Origin of the sequence: Streptomyces sp. NPDC023838, from assembly GCF_040639555.1 — a bacterium.
GTDB lineage: Bacteria > Actinomycetota > Actinomycetes > Streptomycetales > Streptomycetaceae > Streptomyces.
Genome location: NZ_JBFAAD010000003.1, coordinates 389,265 through 410,534, shown reverse-complemented (window position 1 = coordinate 410,534; position 21,270 = coordinate 389,265). Strand labels below are relative to the sequence as shown.

Annotated in this window: 18 protein-coding genes, 1 tRNA gene and 1 pseudogene; 7 read left to right on the top strand and 13 right to left on the bottom strand. The window is 70.1% G+C overall.

What is annotated here, in order from left to right; translation table 11 throughout:
- Nucleotides 1-13: 13 nt before the first annotated feature.
- Nucleotides 14-2,611 carry an ATP-dependent chaperone ClpB gene (gene clpB / locus AB0G17_RS06165; protein ID WP_361376200.1) on the bottom strand — a complete coding sequence of 866 codons (2,598 nt, stop codon included), beginning with the start codon at nt 2,609-2,611 and terminating at the stop codon, nt 14-16.
- Nucleotides 2,612-2,727: 116 nt separating this feature from the next.
- On the opposite strand from clpB, the gene AB0G17_RS06160 reads away from it, so the two are divergent.
- Entirely contained in the window at nt 2,728-3,180 is a 453-nt protein-coding gene (locus tag AB0G17_RS06160) for a TIGR03618 family F420-dependent PPOX class oxidoreductase (protein WP_361376198.1), read from the top strand.
- 119 nt (nt 3,181-3,299) lie between these two features.
- Here AB0G17_RS06160 and AB0G17_RS06155 read toward each other — a convergent pair whose 3' ends face one another.
- Nucleotides 3,300-3,620, bottom strand: coding sequence for a (2Fe-2S)-binding protein (locus tag AB0G17_RS06155; protein WP_283142738.1), 321 nt, complete (start codon nt 3,618-3,620; stop codon nt 3,300-3,302).
- Nucleotides 3,621-4,018: 398 nt separating this feature from the next.
- On the opposite strand from AB0G17_RS06155, the gene AB0G17_RS06150 reads away from it, so the two are divergent.
- Entirely contained in the window at nt 4,019-4,945 is a 927-nt protein-coding gene (locus AB0G17_RS06150; protein WP_361376195.1) for a helix-turn-helix transcriptional regulator, read from the top strand.
- 35 nt (nt 4,946-4,980) lie between these two features.
- A complete protein-coding gene (locus AB0G17_RS06145; protein ID WP_361376192.1) occupies nt 4,981-5,439 on the top strand; it encodes a hypothetical protein in 459 nt (152 codons plus the stop codon).
- Nucleotides 5,440-5,607: 168 nt separating this feature from the next.
- Here AB0G17_RS06145 and AB0G17_RS06140 read toward each other — a convergent pair.
- From AB0G17_RS06140 to AB0G17_RS06110, 7 genes and pseudogenes are all read right to left on the bottom strand, one after another.
- A pseudogene (locus AB0G17_RS06140) lies at nt 5,608-6,548 on the bottom strand (sigma-70 family RNA polymerase sigma factor).
- A 288-nt stretch (nt 6,549-6,836) separates the two neighbouring features.
- Complete coding sequence (locus AB0G17_RS06135) at nt 6,837-7,283, bottom strand: helix-turn-helix domain-containing protein (protein ID WP_361376189.1); 447 nt, start codon at nt 7,281-7,283, stop codon at nt 6,837-6,839.
- A gap of 1 nt (nt 7,284) precedes the next feature.
- Entirely contained in the window at nt 7,285-8,469 is a 1,185-nt protein-coding gene (dnaJ, locus tag AB0G17_RS06130; protein WP_361376186.1) for a molecular chaperone DnaJ, read from the bottom strand.
- Nucleotides 8,470-8,514: 45 nt separating this feature from the next.
- Complete coding sequence (grpE, locus tag AB0G17_RS06125) at nt 8,515-9,156, bottom strand: nucleotide exchange factor GrpE (RefSeq protein ID WP_361376183.1); 642 nt, start codon at nt 9,154-9,156, stop codon at nt 8,515-8,517.
- Entirely contained in the window at nt 9,156-11,009 is a 1,854-nt protein-coding gene (gene dnaK, locus AB0G17_RS06120; protein WP_361376180.1) for a molecular chaperone DnaK, read from the bottom strand. Before dnaK ends, grpE begins: the two co-directional genes overlap by 1 nt.
- 701 nt (nt 11,010-11,710) lie before the next feature.
- On the bottom strand, nt 11,711-12,496 hold the full coding sequence (locus AB0G17_RS06115; RefSeq protein WP_361376177.1) for an FkbM family methyltransferase: 786 nt from the start codon (nt 12,494-12,496) through the stop codon (nt 11,711-11,713).
- A complete protein-coding gene (locus tag AB0G17_RS06110; RefSeq protein ID WP_361376174.1) occupies nt 12,493-13,524 on the bottom strand; it encodes an MraY family glycosyltransferase in 1,032 nt (343 codons plus the stop codon). Before AB0G17_RS06110 ends, AB0G17_RS06115 begins: the two co-directional genes overlap by 4 nt.
- A gap of 332 nt (nt 13,525-13,856) precedes the next feature.
- On the opposite strand from AB0G17_RS06110, the gene AB0G17_RS06105 reads away from it, so the two are divergent.
- Together AB0G17_RS06105 and AB0G17_RS06100 are read left to right on the top strand one after the other, a co-directional pair.
- Nucleotides 13,857-16,115, top strand: a complete 2,259-nt coding sequence (locus AB0G17_RS06105) for a (Fe-S)-binding protein (RefSeq protein ID WP_361376171.1) — start codon at nt 13,857-13,859, stop codon at nt 16,113-16,115.
- 323 nt (nt 16,116-16,438) lie between these two features.
- The gene (locus tag AB0G17_RS06100; protein ID WP_361376169.1) at nt 16,439-17,407 is read left to right on the top strand and encodes a Yip1 family protein; all 969 of its coding nucleotides are present in this window, start codon (nt 16,439-16,441) and stop codon (nt 17,405-17,407) included.
- A gap of 71 nt (nt 17,408-17,478) precedes the next feature.
- Here AB0G17_RS06100 and AB0G17_RS06095 read toward each other — a convergent pair whose 3' ends face one another.
- The 3 genes from AB0G17_RS06095 to AB0G17_RS06085 all read right to left on the bottom strand — a co-directional run bounded on the left by AB0G17_RS06095 (nt 17,479) and on the right by AB0G17_RS06085 (nt 18,822).
- The gene (locus tag AB0G17_RS06095) at nt 17,479-17,976 is read right to left on the bottom strand and encodes a phosphoribosyltransferase (RefSeq protein WP_101392481.1); all 498 of its coding nucleotides are present in this window, start codon (nt 17,974-17,976) and stop codon (nt 17,479-17,481) included.
- Between the two features lie 14 nt (nt 17,977-17,990).
- Nucleotides 17,991-18,566, bottom strand: a complete 576-nt coding sequence (gene dcd / locus AB0G17_RS06090; protein ID WP_266981245.1) for a dCTP deaminase — start codon at nt 18,564-18,566, stop codon at nt 17,991-17,993.
- 70 nt (nt 18,567-18,636) lie between these two features.
- Nucleotides 18,637-18,822, bottom strand: coding sequence for a hypothetical protein (locus tag AB0G17_RS06085; RefSeq protein ID WP_361376315.1), 186 nt, complete (start codon nt 18,820-18,822; stop codon nt 18,637-18,639).
- Between the two features lie 257 nt (nt 18,823-19,079).
- Between AB0G17_RS06085 and AB0G17_RS06080 the strand changes: the two genes are divergently transcribed.
- Nucleotides 19,080-19,153: transfer RNA gene (locus tag AB0G17_RS06080), tRNA-Gly, on the top strand.
- A 206-nt stretch (nt 19,154-19,359) separates the two neighbouring features.
- The gene (locus tag AB0G17_RS06075; RefSeq protein WP_361376165.1) at nt 19,360-19,836 is read left to right on the top strand and encodes a hypothetical protein; all 477 of its coding nucleotides are present in this window, start codon (nt 19,360-19,362) and stop codon (nt 19,834-19,836) included.
- A gap of 320 nt (nt 19,837-20,156) precedes the next feature.
- Here the strand turns inward: AB0G17_RS06075 and AB0G17_RS06070 are convergent, their stop codons facing one another.
- Nucleotides 20,157-20,495, bottom strand: a complete 339-nt coding sequence (locus tag AB0G17_RS06070) for a MerR family transcriptional regulator (RefSeq protein ID WP_361376162.1) — start codon at nt 20,493-20,495, stop codon at nt 20,157-20,159.
- Nucleotides 20,496-21,270 lie beyond the last annotated feature (775 nt).

Below are 21,270 nucleotides of genomic sequence, written 5' to 3'. Positions count from 1 at the left end.
CAGATACGAACGGCTACAGCGTCTTTCCGGTCGCCGCCCCCACGATCAGACCCTCCCCGAACCGGTCCACCCGGACCGTGTCGCCGTCCTTGACCTCGCCTGCCAGGATCTCCTTGGCGAGGCGGTCGCCGATGGACGTCTGGATGAGGCGGCGCAGGGGGCGGGCGCCGTAGGCCGGGTCGTTGCCCTTGTCGGCGAGCCAGGCCAGGGCCTCGGGGGTGACCTCCAGGGTGAGGCGGCGGTCGGCCAGGCGCTTGGCCAGGCGGGCGATCTGGAGCTCCGCGATGTGCGCCAGCTCGTCCCTGGTGAGGGCCGAGAAGACCACCAGGTCGTCCAGGCGGTTCAGGAACTCGGGCTTGAAGGACGCCCTCACCACTTCCAGAACCTGCTGTTTCTTCTCCTCCTCGGAGGTCAGGGGCTCTACCAGGTACTGGCTGCCGAGGTTCGACGTCAGGACCAGGATCGTGTTGCGGAAGTCGACCGTGCGGCCCTGGCCGTCGGTGAGGCGGCCGTCGTCGAGGACCTGGAGGAGGACGTCGAAGACCTCCGGGTGCGCCTTCTCGACCTCGTCGAGCAGGACCACGCTGTACGGGCGGCGGCGGACCGCCTCGGTCAGCTGGCCGCCCTCCTCGTAGCCGACGTACCCGGGCGGGGCGCCGACCAGACGGGCCACGCTGTGCTTCTCGCCGTACTCCGACATGTCGATGCGGACCATCGCCCGCTCGTCGTCGAAGAGGAAGTCGGCCAGGGCTTTGGCCAGTTCTGTCTTGCCCACGCCCGTCGGGCCCAGGAAGAGGAAGGAGCCGGTGGGGCGGTCCGGGTCCGCGATGCCCGCCCTGGTGCGGCGGACCGCGTCCGAGACCGCGCGGACCGCCTCGCCCTGGCCGATCAGCCGGCGGCCCAGCTCGTCCTCCATGCGCAGCAGCTTCTGCGTCTCGCCCTCCAGGAGGCGCCCGGCCGGGATGCCGGTCCAGGAGCCGACCACGTCCGCGATGTCGTCCGGGCCGACCTCGTCCTTGACCATGGTGTCCTTCGAGGCCTCCTGCTCGGCCTCGGACGCCGCCTCCAGCTCGCGCTCCAGGGTCGGGATCTCGCCGTACAGCAGCTTGGAGGCGGTGTCGAAGTCACCGTCGCGCTGGGCGCGCTCGGCCTGGCCGCGCAGGTCGTCGAGGCGCTCCTTGAGCTCGCCGACCCGGTTCAGGCCCTCCTTCTCCTTCTCCCAGCGGGCGGTGAGGCCGCGCAGCTCCTCCTCCTTGTCGGCGAGGTCGCGGCGGATCTTCTCCAGCCGCTCCTTGCTCGCCGCGTCCGTCTCCTTGGAGAGGGCCAGTTCCTCCATACGGAAGCGGTCGACCGCGCGCTGGAGCTCGTCGATCTCGACGGGGGACGAGTCGATCTCCATCCGCAGGCGCGAGGCCGCCTCGTCCACCAGGTCGATCGCCTTGTCGGGGAGGAAGCGGGAGGTGATGTAGCGGTCGGAGAGGGTCGCGGCCGCCACCAGCGCGCTGTCCGCGATCTGCACCTTGTGGTGGGCCTCGTACCGGCCCTTGAGGCCGCGCAGGATCGCGATCGTGTCCTCGACCGTGGGCTCCGCGACCAGGACCTGCTGGAAGCGGCGCTCCAGGGCGGGGTCCTTCTCGATGCGCTCGCGGTACTCGTCCAGCGTCGTCGCGCCCACCATCCGCAGCTCGCCCCGGGCCAGCATCGGCTTGAGCATGTTGCCCGCGTCCATCGCCGAGTCGCCGCCGGCGCCCGCGCCGACGACCGTGTGGAGCTCGTCGATGAACGTGACGATCTGGCCGTCGCTCGCCTTGATCTCGGAGAGGACGGTCTTCAGGCGCTCCTCGAACTCGCCCCGGTACTTCGCCCCGGCCACCATCGCGCCCAGGTCGAGCGAGACCAGCCGCTTGTTCTTCAGGGACTCCGGGACGTCGCCCTTCACGATCCGCTGGGCCAGGCCCTCCACGACCGCGGTCTTGCCGACGCCGGGCTCACCGATGAGCACCGGGTTGTTCTTCGTGCGCCGGGAGAGCACCTGCACGACCCGGCGGATCTCCTGGTCCCGGCCGATCACCGGGTCGAGCTTGCCCTCTCGGGCCGCGGCCGTGAAGTCCGTACCGAACTTCTCCAGCGCCTTGTACTGACCCTCGGGGTCGGGGGTGGTCACCCGCCGTCCTCCTCGTACTGTCTCGAATGCCTCAAGGAGCTTCTTCGCCGTCGCGCCCTGCTGGGAGAGCAGCTCGCCGGTCCGGCCGCCCTTGGCGGCGAGGCCGATGAGCAGGTGCTCGGTGGAGAGGTAGTCGTCGCCCAGCTCCTTGGCGCGCTGCGCGGCGTCGGCGATGACGGCCAGCAGGTCGCGGTCGGGCTGCGGCGGCGCGACCGTGGAGCCGGTCACGCTGGGCAGCGCGGCGAGCAGCCGCTCCGCCCCGGACCGTACGGCGGCCTGGTCGGCGTCGACGGCCGCCAGCAGGTCGACGATGTTCTCGTTCTCCTCGCCCGTCAGGAGGGCGAGCAGCAGGTGCGCGGGCGTCAGGTCCGGGTGCCCGTCGGACACGGCCCGGTTGCTGGCCGCGTTGATCGCGTCCCGGCTCTTGTTGGTCAGCTCGGCGTCCACGTGCGGTCTCTCCTCCTCGGCGTAGGGGTCCGAACTCCATGACTCATCCAGCGTACATAAAGTTGAGCCTATTCCGCTCAAGGTGTGGGGAACGGGTTCGGCGTAGGTTTCGGCCCATGACCACGACCACGGAGACGGCCGCCGTCCCGGCCACCCGCACCCGTACCCCTCTGGACCCCCGTCAGCCCGACGAGGCCTACCTCAGCTTCTGGCGGGAGCGGCACCTGTGCACGCTGACGACCCCGCGCCCGGACGGCAGCCCGCACCTGGTGCCGGTGGGCGTCACGTACGACCCGGAGGCCGGGGTCGCCCGGGTGATCGCCGACAAGGCGAGCAAGAAGGTCAGGAACGTGCTGGCCGCCGGGCCGGACGGGGCGCGCGTCGCGGTCTGCCAGGTGGACGGGCGCCGCTGGGCCACGCTTGAGGGACGCGCGTACGTGCGTACGGAGCCGGGGCCGGTCGCCGAGGCGGTGGCGCGGTACGCCGAGCGGTACGGACGGGTGCCGCGCGAGAACCCGGACCGGGTGCTGATCGAGATCGTCCTGGAGCGGGCGCTGGGGAAGGGCTGAGCGGGCCCCGGCCCTCGGCCGTACGCGGACAGCACAGCGGCGCCACCGTGTTCAGGTCCACGATGGCGCCGCTGTGTGGGGGAAGCGCCTGAGCGATTTACAACGACGGGGGAATCGCTTCAGGCGCTGCGGGGGGTGGCGGTAGATGACTCGGGGTCGAACAGTTGGTGGTCACGCTGGTCCAGATTGACGAACACCATGCCGTACCTCACGGCACAGCGAATCGGCTGCGGCGCCCCTCGTGGCCGGCGGAGGCACCGGTAGGCACGGACGTCCTCGTCGTCCTCGCGAGCGACCAGGATCGGCTCGCCGAACAGGGTGACCATCAACGAATCGCCACGGTGCGGAATCGCCGTGACGAGGTCGATGAAGTGCCACCCCGAGCGGTAGGCCGTGGCCATCTCGCGCCGGAAGACCCGGTCGTCCGGCGGGAGGCTCATGCGCCGACACCCGCGGGCGCGACCTCCCAGGTGGGCTCCACCGGAGCCGCCAGGACCCGCGTCACCGGCTTGTGCTCCCAGGTGGGCTCTCCCGGAGCCGCGACGGTTCCGTGGGACGGCTTGCTCTCCCACGTGGGTTCCCCATTCGCGGCGAGAGCGCAAAGAGCAGCCGTGACAACGGCTATAGCGCTGAGTGCTCGAACCATCCTGCTCATGGCCGATCTCCACCTCTTTATGATCATTCCCTCCCCCCGCGCATAAGACGATGGCTCACTCTGAGCGCTTCCACCAGCGAGGCCAGGCATCATGTTCCTGTAATTCAGGAGTATGAGGGGGGTGTAATCCGGTTGTATCAGGGGCACTTCGGACATAGTCATGGCCCTACAGACCTGTGCGAGATGGGCAAGACCCTCTACGCCACCGCGTTGCGTACCGGCGGAATAACTCGCACGGAAGCCCAGGCCGCTCCCTGTCTCATCGATCTCGCGCTGCTGCGGCCCGACGCGGAGGACGCGGAACAGCTGCGGCCGGTCCCTCCCTCCGTCGTCCTGAACCAGCTCGTGCAGCCGCTGGAGCGCGAGATCCAGGAGCGCAGGAAGCTGTCGATGTCGCTGGCCAGCACTTTCGAGCCATTCATGGCCATCACCAGCGAAGACGCGGCAAGCACCCACGCGATCACGGTCCTTGAGGGGCTCGAACTCATCAACGCGACGCTGGACCGCGTCATCGACGAGTGCACCAAGGAGCTGCTCACCATCCAGCCCGGCAGCGGGCGCAGACCCGAGACCCTGGAGTCGGGCCTGCGCCGGGTCCAGCCGCTGCTCGACCGGGGCGTCGACATGCGCACCCTCTATCAGCACACCTCCCGCCACCACTCCGCCACGATCGGATACGTGGAGCGCATCGCGCCGTACGGGCTTGAGGTGCGCACGCTGGAAGAGATCATCGACCGGCTGATCATCGTGGACCGCCGGGTCGCCTTCATCCCCGCGCGCAGCGACCGCCGGGTCGCGCTGGAACTGCGGCACGAGGGGCTGGTGCAGTATCTGGTCGGCGTCTTCGACCAGTTCTGGCTGCACGCGGTGCCGTGGGAGGAGGAAGTCCCGTACGCCCAGAAGGCGGAGGGCATCACGGGCGTCCAGCGCTCGATAGCCAAGCTGCTGGTCGAGGGCCACGTGGACGACTCGATCGCACGGCGGCTCGGGATGAACGTCCGTACCTGCCGCGCGCACATCGCCAAGCTCAACGCCGCCCTCGGCAGCGGCAGCCGGGCCCAGCTCGGCTATCTCATCGCCCAGTCCGGAATTCTGGAGCAGGACAACTGAACGCGCTTCCCACCCACGAGCCCGGAGAGCCGCTCGTGGAGTTCGATCCCGTCGCCGGTGCCGTCACGGTCTCCGGCGACGGGCTCCCCCGCGTCGAGCTGCGCCGCACCGGCGGCGAGGCGGACGCCCACACGCCCGTGGGGACCCGCGCCGCCGACCGGCTCGCGCTCACCGTCGACGGCGAACCGGCCGCGCTCGCTCTGGCCAAGGGACGCATCACGAGGCGGTCCTACCGGGTCGACGCGGTCTGCGACGGCGTCCGCTACCGGCTCGTTCCCGACTCGTTCGCGGGCAGCCGTCTGTTGCGGGACGGCCGCCGCCTCGGAACGCTCATGTGCGACGGGGACGGCCGCGTGGACGCGTCGTGGCGCGAGAACGCGAAGGTGCTGGCGCTGGACGTGAGCGTCGGGTACGCGCTGGCCGCGGCGTTCGGTACGGGGGCTCAGCCGATGTGGATGACGGCGACGGAGATCGTGGCGGATCTGCTGAACTGAGGGCGGTGCCTTTGGCTGCGGGCCGTCCCGAGCTGGTCGCTCCCCCAAGTTCTCGGCTTCGCTCGAACAGGGGGGACCCCCATCGCGGCGGAGCCGCACATGTCATAGCCCCGCGCCCCTGGAAACGCCCCTCCGGGGCGCCCAGGGGATTGCCGCGCAGCGGCATTCTCAGGGGCGCGGGGAACTGCGCGACCAGCCCACCACCGGCCCGCAGACAAACACCGGGCCCGGGCCTACGCCGCCAGTACCGCCAAATCCAGCCGCCGTAGCCTCTCCGGGTCCGCCCGTAGCGTGATCTCGGTGATCCTGCCGTCCACCAGGGTGAACCCGATGACGACCTTGAGGCACCCGGCCGGGGCCCACACGGCACCCACCGCGCCCTCCACCAACGCCAGTTGAGCGGTATGGGCACGCCCCTTGAACGTGCCGGCCACCGCAAGGGCACCCCGCACCTCGCCCATCGCGCCGACCGCCACGGTCGCGCGGTCGGCCCGGACCACCACATCGGGGTCGAGCAGTTCGAGCAGCGCGTCGAAGTCGCCCCCGCGCGAGGCGGCGAGGAAGGCGTCCACGACCTCCTTCTGGCGGGCCAGGTCCGCGTCCGGCACCGGAGCCGACTCCTGCACCCGGCGCCGCGCCCGGCTCGCCAGCTGCCGGGTGGCCACCGTCGAGCGGCCCACCACGGCGGCTATCTCGTCGAACGGCACCATGAACATGTCGTGCAGCACGAACGCGATCCGCTCGGCGGGCGCCAGCGTGTTCAGGACGACCAGCATGGCCAGGCCCACCGAGTCCACCAGCAGCACCTCGTGCTCGGGGTCGCCCGGCTCCTCGTGCCCGCGCGCGTGGACCGGCACGGGTTCGTCGTACAGCAGCTCGCGGCGCGAGTCGCGCGAGCGCAGCATGTCCAGGCAGACCCGTCCGACGACGGTGGTCAGCCAGCCGCCGAGGTTCTTCACGCCGCTCGCATCGGTACGGCTGAGCCGGAGCCACGCCTCCTGAACGGCGTCGTCCGCCTCGCTCAGCGAGCCGAGTATCCGGTAGGCGACGGCCCGCAGGTGGGTGCGGTTGGCCTCGAACCGCTCCGCGAGCCGTTCGCCCTCGTCCACGTTCACGGTCACTTTTCCCCTGCCTCACCCGAAGAGGTGACACCGACTGTATCGGCTGCGCAGCCCCCGAGCAGACCGCCCGTGCTCTCAACTCCATTACGGATCACGAGAGTTCCCGGCGGCGCCCCTGGCCGCCTCTCCCGCCTCCCCCGCGTGCGCGCATGCGAAAGGGCCCGCGGCCCCCGTGAGGGGCTGCGGGCCCTTTTGCGCGTGCGCCAGGGCTGCCAGGACCTGCCAGGACCTGCCAGGCCTGCCAGGGCCTGCCAGGGCCTGCCAGGGCCTGAGGCCTTAGTCCTTTGGCCGCTTGGGCCGCCACACCACCAGCGCGCTGGTCTGCTGCACGTCCTGGTACGGGACCAGGTCGCGCCGGTACGACGCGTGGACCTGGGCCTCGCGCTGCCGCATCGCGGCCGCCGCCCCGTCCACCGCCGCCGAGAGCTCGGCGACGCGCTGCTGGAGCGCGGCCACCTGGTTCTCCAGCTCGATGATGCGCTTGATGCCGGCCAGGTTGATGCCCTCGTCCTGCGACAACTGCTGCACCGTACGGAGCAGTTCGATGTCGCGGGCCGAGTAGCGCCGGCCGCGCCCGGCCGTGCGGTCGGGCGAGACCAGGCCGAGGCGGTCGTACTGACGGAGGGTCTGCGGGTGCAGACCGGAGAGCTGAGCGGCGACCGAGATGACGTACACCGGCGATTCTTCGGTCAGTTCGTACGGGTTGCGTCGTCGGCCGTCCATCTCATGCTCCCTTCGCGGCCTGGAACAGTTCTGCCCGCGGGTCGTGCTCCGCGGTCGCCTCGCGGTACGCCTCCAGGGCCTCGCGCGCCTTGTCGTCGAGGTCCTTGGGCACCATGACCTCCACGGTGACCAGGAGGTCGCCGCGCGAGCCGTCCTTGCGGAGCGCGCCCTTGCCCCGGGCCCGCATCGTACGGCCGTTGGGCGTGCCCGCGGGGAGCTTCAGGGTGACCGGGGGCCCGCCGAGGGTGGGCACCTTCACCTCGCCGCCGAGCGCCGCCTCCACAAAGGTGACGGGCACGGTGACCGTGAGGTTGTCGTCCCTGCGGCCGAACACCGGGTGGCTGTCGACGTGCACGACCACATAGAGGTCGCCCGCCGGTCCCCCGCGCTCGCCCGCCGCGCCCTTGCCGCGCAGCCGGATCCGCTGGCCGTCGAAGACGCCCGCCGGGATCCTGACCTGCATGGTCCTCGACGACTTGGCGCGGCCGCTGCCCTTGCAGACGTCGCAAGGGTCCTGGGCGATCAGGCCCCGGCCCTTGCAGTCCACGCACGGGTCGGTCAGCGAGAAGCCGCCGCCGGTGCCGCGCGAGACCTGGCCGGTGCCGACGCACGTCGGGCACACCCGAGGCGTACCGTTTTTGTCGCCGGTGCCCGAACAGGCCTTGCAGGGAGCCTGGCTGGAGAGCCGGATCGGGACCGTGGCCCCGTCGACCGCCTCGGTGAAGCTGAGCGTCACCTCGGACTCCAGGTCCTGGCCGCGGCGCGGCTGGGTCCGGGTGCCGGTGCCCGCGCCGCCCCGGTTGAAGAGGCCGCCGAACACGTCGCCCAGGCCGCCGCCGAAGCCGCCGCCGCCGGCGCCCGCCCCGCCCTGGGCGCCCCCGAAGAGGTCGCCCAGGTCGAAGTTGAAGCTGCCGCCGCCGGCGCCGGGACCGGCCCGGAAGCCCCCGTTGCCGAAGAGGGCGCGTGCCTCGTCGTACTCCTTGCGCTTCTTCGGGTCGCCGAGGATGTCGTTGGCCTCGGAGATCTCCTTGAAGCGCTCCTCCGCCTTGACGTCGCCCTTGTTGGCGTCCGGGTGGTACTCCCGGGCCAGCTTGCGGTACGCCTTCTTGATCTCGGCCTCGGTGGCGTCCTTGGGGACGCCGAGAACCTTGTAGTAGTCCTTCTCGACGAAGTCCTTCGTGCTCATCGACGTCCCTCCTTCCGGACTATCACTTCATCCATGACCGCTGCGTCAGCCCTTCTCCGGGCCACCGCTCTCCTCGTCGGCCTTGCCTTCCTTGCCCTCCTTGGCCGCGCCCGGCTGGGGCTCGGCGACGGCGACCCGGGCGGGGCGGATCGTGCGCTCGCCGATCCGGTACCCGGGCTGGAGGATCGCGACGCACGTCGTCTCGGTGACGTCCGGCGCGTAACTGTGCATCAGGGCCTCGTGCACCGTCGGGTCGAAGGGCTCGCCCTCCTTGCCGAACTGCTGCAGGCCCATCTTCGCGGCGACCGTCTCCAGAGATTCGGCCACCGACTTGAAGCCGCCGGTCAGCTCACCGTGCTCGCGCGCCCGGCCGATGTCGTCGAGCACGGGCAGCAGCTCGGTCAGGAGGCCGGCGACGGCGATCTCCTTGACCGTGACGCGGTCCCGCTCCACGCGGCGGCGGTAGTTCTGGTACTCCGCCTGGAGGCGCTGGAGGTCCGTCGTGCGCTCACCGAGCGCCGTCTGGGCCTGGTCCAGCTGGGCCTGCAGGGCGATCTCCTTGGCTGCGTCCCCGGCCGGGGCCGCCTTCTCCTCCTTGGCGGAGTCGGCGGCCTTCGGCTCGGCGTCTTCCTGTGCGCCGGAGGGGACGTCGGGCTTCTCCTCGAAGCCCGGGGTCTCCTCAGACATCAGGCCGCGCCACCCTTCGCGTCGCCCGGCTTCTCGTCGTCGACGATCTCGGCGTCGACGACGTCGTCCTCGGCCTTGGGGGCCTCGGCGCCCTCGGCGCCGGCGGCACCCTGGGCGGCCTGGGCGTCGGCGTACATCGCCTGGCCGAGCTTCTGCGAGACGGCCGCGAGCTTCTCGGTCGCGGTGCGGATCTCCGCGGTGTCCTCGCCCTTGAGCTTCTCCTTCAGCTCGCCGACGGCGGCCTCGACCTCGGTCTTGACCTCACCCGGGACCTTGTCCTCGTTGTCCTTGAGGAACTTCTCCGTCTGGTAGACGAGCTGCTCGCCCTGGTTGCGGGACTCGGCGGCCTCGCGGCGGCGGTGGTCCTCCTCCGCGTACTGCTCGGCCTCCTCGCGCATGCGGTTGACCTCGTCCTTCGGCAGCGAGGAGCCGCCGGTGACGGTCATCTTCTGCTCCTTGCCCGTGCCCAGGTCCTTCGCGGTCACGTGCATGATGCCGTTGGCGTCGATGTCGAAGGCGACCTCGATCTGCGGGACGCCGCGCGGGGCCGGCGGCAGACCCGTCAGCTCGAACATGCCGAGCTTCTTGTTGTACGCCGCGATCTCGCGCTCGCCCTGGTAGACCTGGATCTGCACGGAGGGCTGGTTGTCCTCGGCGGTGGTGAAGATCTCCGACCGCTTGGTCGGGATCGTCGTGTTCCGCTCGATGAGCTTGGTCATGATGCCGCCCTTGGTCTCGATGCCGAGGGACAGCGGGGTCACGTCGAGGAGCAGGACGTCCTTGACCTCACCCTTGAGGACACCGGCCTGCAGGGCGGCGCCGATGGCGACGACCTCGTCCGGGTTGACGCCCTTGTTGGCGTCCTTGCCGCCGGTCAGCTCGCGCACGAGCTCGGCGACGGCGGGCATACGGGTGGAGCCACCGACGAGAACGACGTGGTCGATCTCGGAGAGCTGGATGCCCGCGTCCTTGATGACGTTGTGGAACGGGTGCTTGCAGCGCTCGAGCAGGTCGGCGGTCAGCTGCTGGAACTGAGCGCGCGTCAGCTTCTCGTCCAGGTGCAGCGGGCCCTCGGCCGAGGCCGTGATGTACGGCAGGTTGATCGAGGTCTCGGTGGACGAGGACAGCTCGATCTTCGCCTTCTCGGCGGCCTCGCGCAGGCGCTGGAGCGCCATCTTGTCCTTGGAGAGGTCCACGCCGTGGCCGGAGTGGAACTGCTTCACCAGGTAGTCGACGACGCGCTGGTCCCAGTCGTCACCACCGAGGTGGTTGTCACCGTTGGTGGCCTTCACCTCGACGACGCCGTCACCGATCTCCAGGAGCGACACGTCGAAGGTGCCGCCGCCGAGGTCGAAGACGAGGATGGTCTGGTCGTCCTTGTCGAGGCCGTACGCCAGGGCGGCCGCGGTCGGCTCGTTGACGATGCGCAGGACGTTGAGGCCCGCGATCTCACCGGCCTCCTTCGTCGCCTGACGCTCGGAGTCGTTGAAGTACGCCGGGACGGTGATGACCGCGTCGGTCACCTTCTCGCCCAGGTACGCCTCGGCGTCGCGCTTCAGCTTCTGCAGGATGAAGGCGCTCATCTGCTGCGGGTTGAAGGTCTTGCCGTCGAGGTCGATCTTCCAGTCGGTGCCCATGTGGCGCTTGACCGAGCGGATGGTCCGGTCGACGTTGGTGACGGCCTGCCGCTTGGCGACCTCACCGACGAGGACCTCGCCGTTCTTGGCGAAGGCGACGACGGACGGCGTGGTCCTGGCGCCTTCGGCGTTGGTGATGACGGTGGGCTCGCCGCCTTCGAGAACGCTGACGACGGAGTTAGTCGTGCCCAGGTCGATGCCGACCGCACGTGCCATTTTGATTCCTCCAACAACTGACCATCTTGAGTGGAACTGACTCAAGGATGCATGACTCGTCCCGAGCGGTCAACAGAGCTGAGTCGCCTCGGCTCAACTTTTATATCGGCCTTATCCGCAGTCGCCTGCGGGCGCGGTGTCTTCGGGCGCAGGTGGGGGGCTGATCGCGCAGTTCCCCGCGCCCCCTGTTGGCCCGGCCTTTGCCTGCGGGCCGGTGGGGGTTGCTCGCGCAGTTCCCCGCGCCTCCGTTGGCCCGGCCTCTGCCTGCAGGTCGGTGGGGGCTGGTCGCGCAGTTCCCCGCGCCCCTTCAGTACGCCCCTGCGGGGCGATCCTTCACCCGCGGGGCGTGCGATCGCCCCGGAGGGGCGCCTATAGGGGCGCGGGGAACTGCGCGAGCAACCCCCACCGGGCCGCAGTCGAAAACGCGTCAGCCGGCGGGCGCCGCCCGCGCAGGGACCTGGTCCGTCGGGGTCGCCGCGAGGATCGCCCCGCAGGGGCGCCTTTAGGGGCGCGGGGAACTGCGCGATCAGCCCCCACCGGGCCGCAGACGAAAACGCGTCAGGCCGTGGGCGCCGCCTGCGCGGGACCTGGTCCGTCGGGGTCGCCGCAGGGGCGCCTATAGGGGCGCGGGGCTGTGACATTTGCGGCTCCGCCGCGTGGGCGCGGCCAGCCCCCCCCACCGGGTCGCAGGTGAAAGCGCGTCAAGGCGTGGGCGTCGCCTGTGCGGGGAACTGTTCGGCCGGGGTCGGGGCGTCCTCGCGGAGCAGTACCAGCTCGCACTGGAGCAGGCGGCCGTCCCGTGGGTCCGCGAGGCCCGGCCGTACCGACATCAGGGTCAGCCCGAGTTCCTCCCGCGCGAACGCGAGCGTGTCGTCGAAGCCCGCCCCGCCCTCGTACAGCGGCACCAGCGCGGCCCCGGCCTGAAGCCCGACGATCTCGTCGGCGTACGCGCCCGCGCCCCGCAGCACCTGGTGCTCGTACCCCTGCACCGCCAGCCGTACGAAGACCCGCTCGCCGGGGGCCGTGACGCCCTCCCACAGCGCGTCGAGCCGGTGCGCCTCGACGCTGCGCGTGCCGGTGTACGCGGCGTGCGGCGCGGCGGCGCGGTGGCGGGGCAGCGTGGGCAGCGCCGACGTGCTCAGCCCCGCGTCGCCCGCGATGTTCAGGGTGAGCGGACCGGTGCGGTCGCCGAGCGCGTACGGCAGGACCGACCAGAACGGGTCCTCCGCGGCCCGCAGCCGCAGCTCGGCGCGCGGCTCGCGCAGCGGCTCGAAGGAGACGATCCGGCCCTCGTAGCCACAGCGGCGCAGCATCGTGCCGTACGCGCCGGAGTACGCCCCCACGTCGAGGACGAGGTCGATCTCGTACCGCCGCAGCAGCCGCACCAGGCGCGAGCCCTCGTCCGCCGCCGGGTCGCGCGGCGGGCCGAGGGGGCGGGCGAGGCGGCGCAGGGCGGTGCGCGCGCGGTCCTTCACGTCGATGCTCACGCCGGTGCTCCTTCGCGGGCGGCGGCCTCGGGGGCCTGTTCGGTACGCAGGGCCTCGTCGCCGTAGACCGGCACCCTCAGCAGGGCCACCACCGCGACCGCCGTGCCCAGCACCAGCGGCAGCACGGCGGGCGGGGCGAGGCTGCCGTCGTGGACGAGCAGCGCGGTGACCGTCCCGGCGGCCGTGGCGATCCCGAGGACCACCGCCGTGCCCTGCACGGTCAGCCCGCTGCGGCGCAGCCGGTGCGCGATGTGGTCGGCTCCGCCCTCGGACAGCGGCCGCCCGGCGCGCCGCCGCGACACCAGGACCAGCACCGCGTCGGCCAGCACCACGGCGGTCAGGGCGAACAGCGAGGCGCCGGCCCGCGCCGGGCCGGCCTCGGTGTGGACGAGCACGGTGGCCGACGCGAGCAGGAACCCGGTGAAGAGCGAGCCGCCGTGGCCGAGGACGATCCGCGCGGGGTGCCAGTTGTGCACCAGGAAGCCGGTGAGGGACGCGGCCAGCACGCTGAGCAGCAGGGCGAGTCCCGGCAGCCTGTCCGCGATGGCGCAGACGGCGAGGCCGAGCGCGGTCACCGCGGCCACCGTCCCCATCGCCCCGTCGGAGGCGTCCAGCAGGCTGAAGGCGTTGGTGACGAGGACGATCCACAGCACGGCCAGCGCGCCCGGGCCCGGCGAGAGCCCCGAGGCCAGGGCGACCACCACGGTGGCGGCGGCGGTCTGCACCCCGATCCTGACGCGGGCCCCGAGCGGCCACAGGTCGGCGGCGAGCCCGAGCAGCGCCACGGCACCGGCGGCGCCGATCAGCGGCCCCACTCCGTCCCCGAGGGCGGCGAGCCCGAGCACCGGCCCGGCCCCGACGGCGCCGAGCGTGCCCACCGCGACCGCGATCCCGCCCAGGTGCGGGGTGCGGGCGGCGCGGGCGCCCCGGCCCCGGGCCCCGGCGCGCAGGACGGCCGCGCGGACCACCGCGGCCAGCAGGGCGGTGCACAGCAGGGCGGCGACGGCGGCCATGAGCCCGGAGATCATGCGAACCAAGTTAGATTGTTATGTCCGTGTATGGGCTGAATAACACGATGGCCATTTCAAAAGTGCCGAAACCCTGACCGACACTGGTCCCCGTACTGATCCCGAACTGGTCCCCGTACTGATCCCGAACTGGTCCCGCGTACTGATCCCCTGATCCCGGAACTGGCCCCCGACCCGGTCGGCGATTCGTCGTCGACCCCCTCACTGAGGGCCGCCTGAGCGACACAGATCACCGCGTGCGCGGCTACAGCGCCGCCGCATAAATGGGTACGCTCAGACGAGCTCGATAAGTTACTGCTTAGTAATCCCTGGCAGGCCCGAGGAGCCCCCACATGCAACTCGCCGCGATCATTGTGTCGCTGGTCCTAATCGCGGTCGGCGTAGCGCTGTTCGGCCGCGCCATCTGGCAGATCTACCGATTCGTACGGCTCGGCCAGCCGGTGCCCGCGGGCACCCGGACCGACGAACCCGTGCAGCGCACCGTGACCGTGGTCAAGGAGTTCCTCGGCCACACCCGGATGAACCGCTGGGGCATCGTCGGCGTCGCGCACTGGTTCGTGGCGGTGGGCTTCTTCTCGCTGCTGCTGACGATCGTGAACGCCATCGGCCAGCTCTTCCAGGCCGACTGGCTGATCCCCGTCATCGGCGACTGGCTGCCGTACGAGATCTTCGTCGAGTTCCTCGGCCTGATGACGACGCTCGGCATCCTCACGCTGATCACCGTCCGCCAGCTGAGCAAGGCCGACAAGCCGGGCCGCAAGTCCCGGTTCGCGGGCTCCAACACCGGCCAGGCGTACTTCGTCGAGACGATCATCCTCGTCGTCGGCGTCTGCATCATGACGCTGCGCGCCCTGGAGGGCGTCCAGCACCACGTGGACAGCTACGAGCCCGGGTTCTTCGCCTCGTACCCGCTGATCCTGGCCCTCAAGGGCCTGAGCCTGACCGCCATCCAGAACCTCACCTACGCGGTGGCGGGCCTCAAGATCGCGGCCTCGTTCATCTGGATGATCACGGTCTCCCTCAAGACCGACATGGGCGTGGCCTGGCACCGCTTCCTCGGCTTCCCCAACATCTGGTTCAAGCGCGAGGCGGACGGTGACGTCGCCCTCGGCGCGCTCCAGCCGATGACCTCCGGCGGCAAGCCGATCGACTTCGAGGAGCCGGGCGACGACGACGTCTACGGCGTCTCCCAGATCGAGCACTTCTCCTGGAAGGGCATCCTCGACTTCTCCACGTGTACGGAGTGCGGACGCTGCCAGTCGCAGTGCCCGGCCTGGAACACGGGCAAGCCGCTCTCCCCGAAGCTCCTGATCATGTCGCTGCGCGACCACGCGCACGCCAAGGCGCCGTACCTGCTCGCGGGCGGCGGCAAGGACATGGAGGGCAACGAGAAGGCGACGCCCGAGCAGCTGAAGGACGTCCCCGCGTCGGCGATCGCCGAGGCCGAGCGCCCGCTGATCGGCACGGTCGAGGAGAACGGCGTCATCGACCCGGACGTCCTGTGGTCCTGCACCACCTGCGGCGCCTGTGTCGAGCAGTGCCCGGTCGACATCGAGCACATCGACCACATCGTCGACATGCGCCGCTACCAGGTGATGATCGAGAGCGCGTTCCCGTCCGAGGCGGGCACGATGCTCAAGAACCTGGAGAAGAAGGGCAACCCCTGGGGGCTGGCCAAGAAGCAGCGCGTCGAGTGGACCAAGGAGGTCGACTTCGAGGTCCCGATCGTCGGCAAGGACGTCGAGGACCTGTCCGAGGTCGACTACCTGTACTGGGTCGGCTGCGCGGGCGCCCTGGAGGACCGCGCCAAGAAGACCACCAAGGCCTTCGCGGAGCTGCTGCACATGGCGGGCGTCAAGTTCGCGATCATGGGCGGCGACGAGAAGTGCACCGGCGACTCCCCGCGCCGCCTGGGCAACGAGCCGCTGTTCCAGCAGCTCGGCCAGGAGAACGTGGCGATGCTGAACATGGCATTCGGTGAGGACGACGAGTCCCCCGAGACCAAGAAGCCGAAGTCGGCGAAGAAGATCGTCGCGACCTGCCCGCACTGCTTCAACACGATCGCCAACGAGTACCCGCAGCTCGGCGGCGAGTACGAGGTCATCCACCACACCCAGCTGCTCCAGCACCTCATCGACGAGGGCAAGCTGATCCCGGTGACGCCGGTGGAGGGCCTGATCACCTACCACGACCCGTGCTACCTGGGCCGTCACAACAAGGTGTACACGCCCCCGCGCGAGATCATGTCGGCCGTCCCGGGCCTGCGCCAGCAGGAGATGCACCGCCACAAGGAGCGCGGCTTCTGCTGTGGCGCCGGTGGCGCGCGGATGTGGATGGAGGAGCGGATCGGCAAGCGCATCAACAACGAGCGCGTCGACGAGGCCCTGTCCCTCAACCCCGACATCGTCTCGACGGCCTGCCCGTTCTGCCTGGTCATGCTGACCGACTCGGTCAACGGCAAGAAGAACGACGGCCAGGCGAAGGAGTCGGTCCAGGTCGTGGATGTGGCGCAGCTGCTCCTCGACTCGGTCAAGACCCCCGCGGACCCGGCGGCGGACGAGGAAGCGGCGACGGAGACGGTGGCGCCCTAGCGCGACCGGCCCACGTCGGCCCGCAGCCGAAACGAAAGCGGCCAGTCCTGCCCCCGAGGCGGAACTGGCCGCTTTCGCGTACGCGCCTGGCCGCTTGCGCGTACGTGCCTGGCCGCTTGCGCGTACGTGCGCCGGCCGCGCCGCTGACCTGGGGGCGGACCACCCGGAGGCCGGGGTCCGGGCCGGTGTCCGGGTCGGGGTCCGGGCCGGGGTCCGGGTCGGGGTCCGGGTCCCCCTAGGGGATGTCACAGGTCAGCCGCAAACACGGCCTCTTCCCGCCGCCCCGGGCTTGGCGCCCCGTCAGAACAGGTACGTTCGAAAGCGTGGCAGGATTCAGGATGGGGCGCGGCGCCCGGGACGACCGGAACAACCCGCGACGGCAATCGCAGCAGGGGCAGGGGCACGGCCAGGGCCAGGCACACGGCCAGGGACAGCAGTGGCCCGGTCCCGGCTCCCAGCAGCGCGCACAGCAGCAGTACGGGTACGGGCAGCAGCAGCCGCCCCAGCCGTACGCGCAGCAGGGCGAGCCGGAGTACTTCGGAGATCCGTACGGCCAGGGTGGTCACGGCGGCCAGGGCGGGCACGGCGGGCACGGCGGCGGATACGGCCAGGGCATACCCCAGGTGTACGCGCCGGCCCAGGACCCGTACGCCAACAACCCGGGCCACACCCAGGCCTTCAGCATCGGCGAGGACCCGTACGGCGCGGGGGCGACCTATCGCGCCGGGGCCGCCACGGCGCCCCCGTCCGGCCCCCGGCTGCGCTGGAAGGAACTGCTCAACGGCATCGTGATGCGGCCGGGCCCGACGTTCTGGCAGATGCGCGACTACCCCGTGTGGGGCCCGGCGCTCACCATCACTTTCCTCTACGGCCTGCTGGCGATCTTCGGCTTCGACAAGGCCCGCGCGGACGTCATCAACACGACGCTCAGCAAGGCCGTGCCGGTCGTCCTCACCACCGGCGTGGTCTTCGTCCTCGGCGGCATGATCCTCGGCGCGGTGACGCACACGATGGCGCGCCAGCTCGGCGGCGACGGCTCCTGGCAGCCGACCGTCGGCCTCTCCATGCTGATCATGTCCCTCACGGACGCGCCCCGGCTGCTGCTCGCCCTGTTCCTGGGCGGCGACAACGGCCTGGTCCAGGTGGTCGGCTGGGCGACCTGGCTGGCGGCGGGCGCGCTGTTCACGTCGATGGTGAGCAAGTCGCACGACCTGCCGTGGCCGAGGGCGCTGGGCGCGAGCGCGATCCAGCTGGTGGCGCTGCTGAGCCTGATCAAACTGGGCACGATCTAGCGGGTACGGGTACGGAGAGGGGCCCGGGGTTCACATGAACCCCGGGCCCCTCCCCGTACTCCTTGCGCGTCCTACGCGTCCAGAACCTGCCCCTCACGGCGTACGACGGGCGGCTCGACGCTCCACGGGAAGTTGATCCACTCGTCGGTGCGCTTCCAGACGTACTCGCACTTCACCAGGGAGTGCGACTTCTCGTAGATCACGGCGCTGCGGACCTCGGCGACGTGGTCGACGCAGAAGTCGTGGACGAGCTTGAGCGTCTTGCCGGTGTCGGCGACGTCGTCCGTGATCAGGACCTTCTTGCCGGAGAAGTCGATCGCGTTGGGAACGGGCGCGAGCATGACGGGCATTTCCAGGGTGGTCCCCACGCCCGTGTAGAACTCCACGTTCACGAGGTGGATGTTCTTGCAGTCGAGCGCGTACGCCAGACCGCCCGCGACGAAGACGCCGCCCCGCGCGATGGAGACGACGATGTCGGGCTCGTAGCCGTCGTCCGCGATGGTCTGCGCGAGGTCGCGGATGGCGCCCCCGAACTTCTCGTAGGTGAGGTTCTCTCGTACGTCGCTCATGTTCTCGCTGCCGCTCACACCTGGGTCCGATGGAAATTGAGGTACGACCGCGAGGCGGTCGGTCCGCGCTGGCCCTGGTACCGGGACCCGTACCGCTCCGAGCCGTACGGCGACTCCGCCGATGAGGTCAACCGGAACAGGCACAGCTGCCCGATCTTCATGCCGGGCCACAGCTTGATCGGGAGGGTCGCGAGGTTGGAGAGCTCCAGCGTGACGTGCCCGGAGAAGCCGGGGTCGATGAAGCCGGCCGTGGAGTGCGTGACCAGCCCGAGGCGCCCGAGCGAGCTCTTGCCCTCCAGGCGGGAGGCGAGGTCGTCGGGGAGGGAGATGACCTCGTAGGTCGAGGCGAGGACGAATTCACCCGGGTGAAGGATGAAGGGCTCGTCGCCGTCCGGCTCGACGAGCCGGGTGAGGTCCGCCTGCTCGATCGCGGGGTCGATGTGCGGGTACCGGTGATTCTCGAACACCCGGAAGTAGCGGTCGAGCCGCACGTCGATGCTGGATGGCTGGACCATGGATTCGTCGTACGGATCGATACGGACGCGACCCGCGTCGATCTCGGCCCGGATGTCCTTGTCTGAGAGAAGCACGTCCCGAGGATACGCAGGGTGCGCGGGCCTGCCGTAATCGGACAGACCCGCGCGCGCCACGGCGTACCCCCTACCGCTGCCCGCCCACCACGGGGACGGCGTGCCGCAGCCGGGCGCAGCGAGGGCACCGGAGCAGCCGGCCGGGCCCGATCCGCTCGGCCCCGAGCTGCTGCATCGGGAACGAATCGGTGGTGAAGACGTGCCCCTCGGCACAGCGGACGACGGTGCGCTCCAGCGAGTCCATCAAGTGGCTCAAGTCCCTTCCCCAACAACAAGCATGGACGAAGAAACCACCACATTAAGGGATGAACGGGACGCCACTCCAGGCGGCACTCCGACACCACGCCCACCCACCCGAACCCCCAGCACGGTACGCCCCAACTCCGGCCTCCCGCACCCGGATTCGGCCACATCGCCGCACCCACCCAGCACAAAGGCCCCGGGCTGATACGCCGGGGGCCTGGGATGGGGTAGGGTGAGCAACGATGCGAGTCCCCTTCGGGGGGTCGTTACGCGAGTGTAGTTTAATGGTAGAACATGAGCTTCCCAAGCTCAGAGCGCGGGTTCGATTCCCGTCACTCGCTCCACAGCTAAGGCCCTGGTCGGTGACCGGGGCCTTTTTTGTTGTCTGGACCATTTCTGGGGCACGTGCCATTCGCGTGCCATAAGGCGCCGCGCGAAGTACCTGCATATCCGACGACAGGAACGCGACGGCGCCAGACCGGGCGAGCGTGGATCCCGGCGCCGCACTGATCACGCCCCCCGGAAAGCCCGTTTCGCGGATGATTCCCGCATGCATCCCACTGAGCTGGTGACCCGTCAGGCCGAAGCGATCGTGAACCGTCTCGGCCTGGCAGGCCGGTGCAAGACCTCGGTCGTGACCGTCGGATACGACTCGACAGCCATCACGCCGGAACACGGGCATCCCAGCACTCCGCCCCTCCCTGCGGGGGCGTACAGCTCCCGGCTTGCCGTGCAGTCAGGGCCAGGGCCGCTCGACGATGAGCCGCCCCTGGACGACGGCGTCCACGTGCTGGTAACCAGCGCCGACGAGTCGACGCGGGTCCACCTGCCACTGGACATGGATCACGTCGAGGCTCTGGTGCTCCTCGCTGACCGACTTCAGGACTGGGCCATCGAGCTGACACATGGCCAGGCCATTCCGCTGTGTCCGGGGCACCCTCACCCGATGTCCGCTGCCGCGGTGGATGACTCTGCGGCCTGGGTCTGCCCCGCCAGCCCCGAACAGGCGCTGCTCCCGATCGCCTGACCCGCCGGGCCCCACCACAGCGCGGCTCCAGGCCAACCAGAACCACCTCTTAGCGAGGGTCGTGACTGGACACGCCACAGGGCCGGACCAGTGGGACGCCGGCCCAGAACCTGCGGGCGCTCATGCCCCGTCAGGCGAAGGGGCGGACGACTGTCCACCCCTTCCGTCCACGCGCATGCGACACAGCCGATGCCGAGGTCGTGCGCAAGATGGCCGATCTGCGGCGCCTGCGTCGACGACGCGCCCGCCGCCCAGGCCCACATCACCGCACTGGCCGAAACCCTCGACGCCCTGCCCCCGCCCGGCGGGCGCGCACTGGCTCAGGCTGCGGTCGACGGCTTCCCCGGTTCGGCAGCGCTGCGGTATTCGGCGTTGATGCGTTGTGCTTCTTCGAGCTGGTCCTCGAGGATGACGATGCGGCAGGCGGCTTCGATGGGCGTGCCCTGGTCGACGAGCTCTCGGGCGCGGGCGGCGACGCGCAGCTGGTAGCGGGAGTAGCGGCGGTGTCCCCCGGCGGAGCGGAGCGGGGTGATCAAGCGGGCTTCGCCGATGGCGCGGAGGAAGCCCTGGGTAGTGCCGAGCATCTCGGCGGCCCGGCCCATGGTGTAGGCGGGATAGTCATCGTCGTCGAGTCGGCCGTAGGAGTCGTCTGCTGTCATCTGCACCTCTCTGTGGAACGCGCCGAGGGGCCCTGGCGCCGTACTGGCACCAGGGCCCCGAAGGAACTGCTACACCATCTGCCGGCCCTGATACTGCACCGGCCTTCTGTGTCCGCAGACCCGACGTGAATGCTGTCGGGATTGCGGGGATCGCGGATGCGTGACCGGAGACCACCTCACTATCGATGTCCTGCGGTACCCGGACTCAGATCTTCCGTCCGGGCGATCCTGATGGCGCTGGCTCCTCCGTTCTTTCCTCTGGATACTTACTAAGGGGACTGCGTACTGCTGTACTGCGAACCGCTTGTACTGCTCGTGACCTGATCAAGCGCCACGCGTCGGCAGCCAGCCCCGTCGCCCGTCCTGCGTCTGCTCTGGCTTGGAACCCCACTGCCGAACTTCCCGGTGCGCGCGCCCGCAGCCGACGCCTTCACCGAGGTACTGCTCACTGCTTCACTGCTGGGTACTGCGAACTGCGCTTACTACGGGTACTTCCACCTGCGTTAATGCGGTACTGCTTGCGGCGGCCCCTGATCACTGCGGGCCACCCGGTCCGGTCGTCAGTCCCGTCGCCGTCCTGCAACAACCCTGGCTTCGGAACTCCACCACCGCACCGTCCTACACACTGCAACTACCTGTACTGCGGGTACTGCTGCCCGGCAGTTCGTCTCTGCCAGGCCCTGCGATCTCTCTGAGCTACGAGAGAAACCATAACCACACCACTGCCCAATGTCTACTCCGGCCACCATAGATTTTCGTGCGTGCGGCAGTAAGG